The sequence below is a fragment of the uncultured Nocardioides sp. genome, from assembly GCF_902805925.1.
Lineage (GTDB): Bacteria > Actinomycetota > Actinomycetes > Propionibacteriales > Nocardioidaceae > Nocardioides.
The window spans coordinates 1-5,785 of sequence record NZ_CADCUP010000150.1; the positions used below are offsets into that span (position 1 = coordinate 1).

Annotated in this window: 7 protein-coding genes; 2 read left to right on the plus strand and 5 right to left on the minus strand. The window is 74.1% G+C overall.

The window, feature by feature from the left end; all coding sequences use genetic code 11:
• Positions 1 to 89: 89 nt before the first annotated feature.
• Positions 90 to 596, minus strand: a complete 507-nt coding sequence (ispF, locus tag QZX64_RS10870; protein ID WP_295659499.1) for a 2-C-methyl-D-erythritol 2,4-cyclodiphosphate synthase — start codon at positions 594 to 596, stop codon at positions 90 to 92.
• 32 nt (positions 597 to 628) lie between these two features.
• Here ispF and QZX64_RS10875 point away from each other — a divergent pair, with 32 nt between their 5' ends.
• Positions 629 to 2,140 (plus strand): molybdopterin-dependent oxidoreductase, encoded by a 1,512-nt coding sequence (locus QZX64_RS10875; RefSeq protein ID WP_295659502.1) that lies wholly within the window; start codon positions 629 to 631, stop codon positions 2,138 to 2,140.
• A gap of 19 nt (positions 2,141 to 2,159) precedes the next feature.
• On the opposite strand, the gene QZX64_RS10880 is transcribed toward QZX64_RS10875, so the two are convergent.
• From QZX64_RS10880 to QZX64_RS10895, 4 genes are all read right to left on the minus strand, one after another.
• Entirely contained in the window at positions 2,160 to 3,212 is a 1,053-nt protein-coding gene (locus QZX64_RS10880) for an alpha/beta fold hydrolase (RefSeq protein WP_295659504.1), read from the minus strand.
• A 43-nt stretch (positions 3,213 to 3,255) separates the two neighbouring features.
• The gene (locus QZX64_RS10885) at positions 3,256 to 3,888 is read right to left on the minus strand and encodes a class I SAM-dependent methyltransferase (protein WP_295659507.1); all 633 of its coding nucleotides are present in this window, start codon (positions 3,886 to 3,888) and stop codon (positions 3,256 to 3,258) included.
• The gene (locus QZX64_RS10890; protein WP_366558541.1) at positions 3,885 to 4,679 is read right to left on the minus strand and encodes a homocysteine S-methyltransferase family protein; all 795 of its coding nucleotides are present in this window, start codon (positions 4,677 to 4,679) and stop codon (positions 3,885 to 3,887) included. The genes QZX64_RS10885 and QZX64_RS10890 overlap by 4 nt, the downstream gene beginning before the upstream one ends.
• Positions 4,680 to 4,817: 138 nt before the next feature.
• A complete protein-coding gene (locus QZX64_RS10895) occupies positions 4,818 to 5,213 on the minus strand; it encodes a hypothetical protein (protein ID WP_295659512.1) in 396 nt (131 codons plus the stop codon).
• Positions 5,214 to 5,522: 309 nt separating this feature from the next.
• Here QZX64_RS10895 and QZX64_RS10900 point away from each other — a divergent pair.
• The coding region (locus QZX64_RS10900; RefSeq protein ID WP_295659514.1) for a hypothetical protein at positions 5,523 to 5,785 on the plus strand (263 nt) is incomplete at its 3' end.

Below are 5,785 nucleotides of genomic sequence, written 5' to 3' on the forward strand. Positions count from 1 at the left end.
GCGCGGGCGGGCGGGGTCGGCGGCACCGGGCGAGCCTAGCGCCCGCGGTGTCGTCCCCCAGCCCTCAGCGACGCGCACGGCCGGCTGACCTACGCCGGGTCGCGCCGGCCGACGACGAGGGCGGTGGCGATCGCGGCGATCCCCTCCCCGCGACCGGTGAGCCCGAGCCCGTCGGTGGTCGTCGCGGAGACCGACACCGGTGCGCCGACGGCAGCCGTCAGCGCAGCCTCGGCCTCGGCGCGGCGCGGGCCGAGGCGCGGGCGGTCGCCCACCACCTGGATCGCCACGTTGCCGATCGCGAAGCCGGCTGCCCGGACCCGCCGGGCGGTCTCGGCGAGCAGCGCGGCGCCGGACGCGCCGGCCCACTCGGCCTGCGAGGTGCCGAAGTTGCTCCCGAGATCGCCGATCCCGGCGGCCGAGAGCAGGGCGTCGCACGCGGCGTGGGCGGCTACGTCGGCGTCGGAGTGGCCCTCGAGGCCGCGCGGCTCGTCGGGCCAGGACAGCCCGGCGAGGTGGAGCCCGGCACCCTCGACCAGGCGGTGCACGTCGGTGCCGACGCCGGTGCGCGGCAGGGCGTACGGAGGCAGATGGGTCACGGGCCGATCATGCCTGAGCCACAATGAGTCACATGAGTGCGTCTCGCAGGTGGGCCCTGGCCGGTCTCGTCGCCGGCCTCGCCGGCCTGGCGACGAGCTACGCCGCGGCGCTGGTCCTCACCATCCGTGAGTCGCCGGTCGTGGCCGTGGCGGAGCTGGTCGTCGACGTCACGCCGGGTGCCGTGGCCGAGACGGCCATCGGGCTGCTCGGCAGTGCCGACAAGCCGGTGCTGGTCGCGACGATCATCGTGCTCACCTGCCTGGTCTTCGTCGCCATCGGCTGGCTGGGATCGCGGTCCTGGCGCCGGTCCCTGGTCGCCTGGCTGCTGCTGGCGTCCTTCGGGCTGTTCGCCGTGCTGCGACAAGACGGCGCGCGCGCCACCGACGCGATCCCAGTGGTGGTCGGCTTCCTCACCTGGGTCGTGTGCCTGGACCTCCTGGGTCGCCGGGTGAGCCCTGCTTCCGGGTCGGAGGACGACGGTCGTCGGCGGTTCCTGACGATGGCCGTCTCGATCGGATTCGGCGCGGCGGTGGTGGCCGCGCTCGGGCGGTTCGTCGGTGCCGGACGCCGCCGGGTGGAGGAGAGCCGTCGGCTGCTCCGGCTCCCGGGGGTGACCCGGCGCGAGCCGTCGCCCGACACCCGCATCGGGGTCGACGGCGTGTCGCCGTGGCGCACCCGCTCGGAGGACTTCTACCTCATCGACACCACCATCGCCGTGCCGATCATCGACCCCAGCGACTGGCAGCTGCGCATCCACGGGATGGTCGACCGCGAGGTCGTGCTGACGTTCACCGACCTCCTCGACCGGGAGGTCACCGAGGCCTGGGTGACGCTGAGCTGCGTCTCCAACCCCGTCGGCGGACCGCTGATCGGCAACGCGTGGTGGTCCGGTGTGCGGGTCGCGACGCTCCTGGAGGAGGCGGGGGTGCAGGACGGCGCGGACGCCGTCCTCCAGACCAGCGACGACGGCTGGACGTGCGGCACCCTTTGGGACGCGCTCACCGACGACCGCGACGCCATGCTGGCCGTGGCGATGAACGGTCGGCCGCTTCCCTTCGAGCACGGCTTCCCCGTCCGGACCATCGTGCCGGGCCTCTACGGCTACGTGTCGGCGTGCAAGTGGGTGGTCGACCTGGAGGTGACCAGGTTCAGCGACGTCTCGGCCTTCTGGACCGACCGGGGCTGGGCGGAGCGGGGGCCGGTCAAGCTGTCCTCGCGCATCGACGTGCCGAGCTCAGGCGACGAGGTGGTGGCCGGCGCGGTCCGCGTGGGCGGGGTGGCGTGGGCGCAGCACGTCGGCATCGAGGCCGTCGAGGTGGCCCTCGACGGCGGGGCCTGGCAGCGCGCGGAGCTCGCCGACCCCGGCACCGTCGACACGTGGGTGCAGTGGGCGGCCACCCTCGACGTGGGTCCGGGCGACCACCTGCTGCGGGTCCGGGCCACCGACCGCGACGGCACCACGCAGAGCGGGGTCGAGGTCGACGTGCTGCCCGACGGCGCCGAGGGCTGGCACACCGTCGACTTCTCGGCCGACGAGGCGTAGGGACGGGCGCGAGGGCCGGTCACCACCGGTCCTGCTGCGCTGCCCAGGCCGCCGCGGCCGCACGTGAGGGCACCCCGAGCTTGGTGCGGATGTTCGAGACGTGCCGGTGCACGGTATGGACGGAGAGCACGAGCTCCGCAGCGATCTGTGCGTCGGTGCTGCCGGTGGCGACGAGCCGGAGCACCTCTGTCTCCCGCGCGGAGAGCGGTCGGCTCGAGCCTCGGCCCGCCGACGACGCGACCGTGGGCCGGAGGTCGCATCCGGCCAGGAACCTCGCCGCGGCCTCGGTGACCGCTCGAGAGTCCCCTCGCCAGGGGAAGTGCTCGTCCCCGTGGAGCGCGACGAGCTCCGCCCCGCTGATCCGGGAGGCCAGGTCCTGTCCGAGCGCGAACGGGATGGCGCGGTCGGCGCGACGATGCAGCACCAGGGTGGGAGCCGCCACCGACCCGAGCACGTCACGCGCATCGAGCCGGTAGACGAGGGCGAGCTCGGCGGCGGCCTCGTCGGGCGTCGTGGCCTGGCGCTGGAACCTGGCGAAGGATGCCCGTTCCTCGGCCGACGCGCCGGGCATGAACAGGTCGGCCAGGACGCGCGACCCGAGACCCCAGTGGCGTCGTACGACGTCGACGGTCGCTGCCCGGGCAGCCGGTGACGCGATGTCTGCGCCGTGGGCGTAGCCGCCGTACAGCATGATGCGATCGACCCGGCCGGGCAGCGCCGCCGCGCAGCCGGCTGCGACGACCGATCCGGAGCTCGCTCCGAACAGCGACAGGGACGGCAGACCGATGGCCTCGACGAGCCCCACGAGGACCGCCACCTCGTCCTCGCGGGAGGACGGGCTGGGGCCGGACCGGTCGGAGAGCCCGGTGCCCGGCCGGTCGTAGCGGATGACCTGGTGCCGTTGCGCCAGGACCGTCACGAAGCGGCGGAACCGGGGATCCTTCCAGTCCAGTCCCAGATGGCTCGACCACCAGCCGCCCACCACCAGCGCCGGCCCCGACCCGACCGAGGCCCAGGCGACCGAGCGGCCGTGGACGGTCGCGTAGCGGACGACCTGGTCCTCCTCGGTCACGGACCGAGTGTAGGGCTCCCGCTGGGCGGCGCGCTCCGGCCGATCAGCGGCGCGACGCGGTCCCGTGGACCACCGGCGAGACGGTCGGCAGGGCGCGCGGCATCCGGCCCGGGACCAGCTCGTCGACCCGGAAGCGGGAGTCGCGCAGGCGGGCCGCGAAGTCCCGGTTGGGACGGCAGCCGCCGGCGAGCGCTGCCTGCACCGGGGCCACCAGGTCCTGGACCCGCGCGCGCAGCCCGTGGCCGCGCACGTGCTCGTGGAACAGGAACCGGCCTCCCGGCCGCAGCACCCGGTGCAGCTCCTCGATCCCGACGTCGGGATCCCCGACCGAGCAGAAGGTGAAGGATGCCGTGACGGTGTCGAAGCTCGCGTCGTCGAAGGGCAGCCGGTGGACGTCGGCATCGACCACGGTCACCGGCCACGCCCGGCCCGTGCAGGAGTCGACGGTCCGGCGCAGGGACCTCCGGAAGTCGGCGTCCGGCTCGACCAGCACGAGCTCGGTGACGTCGTCGCCGTAGTGCGCCAGTGAGAGCCCGCTGCCGGCGCCGACCTCGAGGGTGCGCCCGACCGCGCGCGACAGCTGCGCGGTGCGTACGTCGGCCTGCCCCGCCCGCTCCGAGATCGACATCAGCAGCGGGTACCACCGCGTGAAGAGCCGGTCCAGCACCGCGCTCATGGCCGGGCCCCGGCAGCCCCCGCACCAGCGCCGGTGAGCGCGTCGGCGAGGGCCGCGATGTGGTCGTGGTTGGTGCCGCAGCAGCCACCCAGGACGGTGATCTGGGGATTGGCTCCCCGCAGGGCGACGCACTGGGCGGCCAGCTCCACGGGGTCGCCCGCGTCCAGCTCCTCGGCCTCGTCCAGCTCGGCGTGGCTGAGCCGGGACGCGTTGCAGCGGATACCCCGGATGCGCTCGATCCCGGCGCCACCGGCGGCGAGCACATCACTGAAGTGCTCGGGATGGGCGCAGTTGACCATGTAGTAGGCCGGGTAGCCGCCGGTCTCCTCGTCGACCAGCCGGACCGCGTCGTCGAGCGCCGTCCCGTCCGGCAGCCGTCCGTCGGTCTCGACGGTGAAGGAGATGACGGCCGGGACGCCCACCTCCTGGCACGCCCGGGTGACGCCGATGGCCTCCTCGGCGGACGTCATGGTGATAGCGGACACCAGGTCCGCCCCCGCGCCGGCGAGCGCGGTCACCTGCTCGAGGTGGTAGTCGTGGGCCTCCGAGGCGCTCAGTGCACGCTCGGGTGCGTAGCCGTCGAGGCGGGGACCGATGCAGCCGCTGACGACGACCGTGGTGTCCGGCGAGGTGGTCGGCTGACGCAGCTCGTCCAGCAGCTGGACCGCCAGCCGGTTGAGACGCGCAACATCGCCCGCGGCGAAGCCCTGCCGGTCCAGCCAGTCGCGACTGGCCCGCCAGGTGGCGGTCTCGAGGACCACACCGAGATGGTGGTCGGCGGCGATCCGCACGTAGCGCTCGTGGTGTCGTAGGTCATGTCGACCATGACATCGCAGCGGCCGGCCCCGCGGCATCCCTTGTTCCGGCCATCGCCCGATGGCCGGTTCCGGCCATCGGCACTCGCTCGGCTCCGCGCTGCCGAGCACCGCCTAGCCGTCCGGGATCCGCGTCTCCAAGCCCACGCAGTACGTCGTCGCGTCGGCGTCGCTGACTCCCGGCGGGTAGTGCGTGAAGGACCACCCGGTGCACGACCACCTCGGGTTGGGCTGCGGCTCCCAGCTCTCATGCACGTCGACCGCCCGCGGAAGCAGCCACACCGACGTGGCCAGCACGCCGACGGTGAGGGCGAGGGCCGGGCCCGACAGGCGGGCGGCCGCCCACACCGCGGCGAGCACGAGGACCGCCCCCGCGACTCCGGAGCCGAGGCTGGCCAGCCAGCCGTGCACCACGTGGGTGTCGAGGGGCCCGTGCGCGTTGACGAAGTACAGCCGACTTGCTCCCGTGACCGCGACGAAGGCTGCACCACCGGTGAGGCAGCCGGCCACCACAGCGGTCCTCGGACCGCATCGGCTGCGCCACCGGCCGCGTGCTCGCACCAGGTCCGGTCCCGTCATGGCGATGGGACGGCCGGGAGGGGATCGTCGTTCCCTGGGCCCGCTGCCCGCAGCGACCGCCGGCGCGTGGGCTCCCGGGCTCCTCGCCAAGTTGGGGGACTTTCCTGACACCGAGGGCCGCCACGGCCCGCTCGGGAGAAGACTGGGCCGATGCCTCGCCGTCGAGTGGTCGTCGGACCGACCGTCGCGCTGCTCGTCACTCTCGCCACCTGCGGTTGCGCCGGCGGTAGGACCGCCGCCATGAGTGAGTGCCTGGACCGGGAGCGGAAGGACTACCCCCGGTTGGAGGCCCTCGCCCACCGGGTGCTGGGGGATCTCGGCCACGAGTACCGCCGCGGGAGCTTCTGCGAGGACTCCGGACGGCCCAGGGCCTTCGTCCACGTGTCGGTGTACGACTGGGAGTCTCGGAGAGAGGCACGCCGAGCCCTGCGAGCGGCCGGGCTGAGCCGGGAGCGCGGCGTCCCGGTGTTCACCGTCGACGGGCTCGAGGTCAGGTACGCAGC

Coding starts and splice junctions, on each gene's coding strand:
- QZX64_RS10875 (WP_295659502.1), top strand. CDS start 629: ATGAGTGCGTCTCGCAGGTGGGCCCTGGCCGGTCTCGTCGCCGGCCTC.
- QZX64_RS10885 (WP_295659507.1), bottom strand. CDS start 3,888: ATGAGCGCGGTGCTGGACCGGCTCTTCACGCGGTGGTACCCGCTGCTG.